This is a genomic window from Streptomyces durbertensis (assembly GCF_014156695.1).
In the GTDB taxonomy this organism is placed as follows: Bacteria; Actinomycetota; Actinomycetes; order Streptomycetales; family Streptomycetaceae; genus Streptomyces; species Streptomyces durbertensis.
Window position 1 is genome coordinate 1 of record NZ_WMLF01000667.1, and the last position, 1,976, is coordinate 1,976.

The following is a 1,976-nucleotide window of genomic DNA, read 5'->3' on the forward strand; positions in this document are numbered from 1 at the left end:
CGCCGCCCCCGCCGAAGAGCAGCACCGGCAAGATCGTCGGCATAGTCGTGGCCTGCGTCGCGGGACTCGCCCTCCTCGCCAGCCTCTCCGCCGTTGTCCTCTACATGGCCACCGGCCCCGACGAGACAAGCGACGGCAAGGCCGCCGAGCCGGCCGGCAAGCGCTACTCCCTCAAGCTCCGCGACACCGTCCTCGCCGGCGACTACAAACTCGCCGACGACGTCTCCAAGGAGGTCCAGGCCGACCTCGACGCCGAGGTCGGTGCCGGCCAGTACACCTCCGTCAGCGGCGTCTACGCCCCCGAGGGCGACGGCGAGGACAGCATCACCGTCCTCGCCTTCCACGGCGACGTCGAACTCCCCGGCATGGAGAAGCGCGGTTTCCTCCGCGGCGCCGCCCAGAACGACGGCACCAGCGTCGTCCGCAAGGCCACCGACTTCACCGTCCTCGGCGCCTCCGGCACCGTGACCTGCCAGGTCCTCTCCGAGAAGGAGGACGGCGTCGGCGACCTCCTCGTCCCCACCTGCGTCTGGGCCGACCGCGACATGCTGGTCAGCACGGTCGTCAGCGACCCCGAGCTGATCGACGCCGACCCCGAGTCCATCGACCTCGAAGCCGCCGCCAAGGACCTCGTCACCATCCGCGACGAACTCCGCGTCCCCCGCAAGTGACCCCCGCGCCACCCGCCGTCCCCAGGCCGTGCCCCCGACCGGTACCGGTCCGGGGCACCGCCCGAAAGCTGGTAATGTTCTTCCTGTCGCCGCCGCGAGGCGGAGACGAAGCCCCCGTAGCTCAGGGGATAGAGCAACGGCCTCCGGAGCCGTGTGCGCAGGTTCGAATCCTGCCGGGGGTACTCCGCTGCAACCATCGTGATCACGCGGTTGACCAGCGCAGATACCATAAGAACGGGCGGTACTCAGTCTCACTGGGTACCGCCCGTTCTCATTGACCGCGGGGAACCTCCTGTCGAACGCGTCGTCAGACGGCGACGACGTGGACGTCGGTTGGGGCGAGGGCTGTCAGGTGGGCGTGGATGTCCTCGGGGTCGGTCGTGAAGATCACCGCGCTGCCGTGTCGGGCCGCTGCCAGGGCGACCCAGGCGTCCACCGCGTCCGGCCGCTTCTTCGTGGGGAGGTCCGCTCTTCCCAGGGCGGTGCCGATGCGCCGCCAGTCCGCGAGGTCCGGGCCTGTCGCGCAGGCCAGGCACTCCGGGCGGCCCGCCTTCGTCTGCCGCATGGGCGGCTCCGACGTGCGGGCCTGGGGGACCGTGCAGTCTTTGAGGACGGCTGACAGGGCGTGGACGACCGCAGGCCGGGGGCGCCACACCTGAGCGAGGACCGGTCCGAGCACAAGCGCCCGGTGGGGGACCGTGCGCAGCCCGTCGTGGAGGGCGACGGCCTTCGCCTTGCGGTCGGCGAGCGCTATGAGCATGCCGGCGTCGTAGATCGGCACCCGCGCGCTCACGCGGCGTGTCCCGGCCGGCGGCCCTGGCGATCCTGGCCGTGGACGAGAGCCAGCGCCTCCTCCACCTCGCGGCGCTCCTGTTCCGTCAGTTCCGCAGTCGCTTCGGGAGTGGATTCGGTAGGCAGCCCGTCCGCTGCCTGCTCTGCCTGGGCGATCAATGCGTCGACCTCGGCGAACTGTTCCTCTATGGCGTCGCTCTCGGCCATCTGGCGCGTTGCGGCGTGCACCAGGTAGGCCGAGACGTCCATGCCCGCGCGTTCGGCGTGCTGCCGGACGCGTTCGGCCTGGTCCTGGTCCAGGCTGATGGTGATGCGCGTCTTTGCCACGAGCCCATCGTCATACGCGTATGACGGCGGCGCGAGTGCCCGCTTCAGTGCGGTAGGTCCAGGTCCAGTTCGGCGGTGATGGTTTTGCCGAGGGGGACGCGGGCGCGGGTTTCCCAGCGGGTGGCGAGGGCCTGGACGAGGAGGAGGCCGCGGCCGGTGTCGGAGAGGGGGTCGGGTGTGGGGATC

General features: G+C 70.8%; 3 protein-coding genes and 1 tRNA gene. 2 read left to right on the forward strand and 2 right to left on the reverse strand.

Going from position 1 to position 1,976, the window contains the following annotated elements; translation table 11 throughout:
• Together GL263_RS25715 and GL263_RS25720 are read left to right on the forward strand one after the other, a co-directional pair.
• A partial coding sequence (locus tag GL263_RS25715) for a hypothetical protein (RefSeq protein WP_182858139.1) occupies positions 1-671 on the forward strand: 671 nt, incomplete at its 5' end.
• A 110-nt stretch (positions 672-781) separates the two neighbouring features.
• Positions 782-853, forward strand: a tRNA-Arg gene (locus GL263_RS25720).
• 125 nt (positions 854-978) lie between these two features.
• Here the strand turns inward: GL263_RS25720 and GL263_RS25725 are convergent.
• Positions 979-1,464, reverse strand: a complete 486-nt coding sequence (locus GL263_RS25725; protein WP_182858140.1) for a hypothetical protein — start codon at positions 1,462-1,464, stop codon at positions 979-981.
• Positions 1,461-1,790, reverse strand: a complete 330-nt coding sequence (locus GL263_RS25730) for a plasmid mobilization protein (protein ID WP_182858141.1) — start codon at positions 1,788-1,790, stop codon at positions 1,461-1,463. Before GL263_RS25730 ends, GL263_RS25725 begins: the two co-directional genes overlap by 4 nt.
• Positions 1,791-1,976 lie beyond the last annotated feature (186 nt).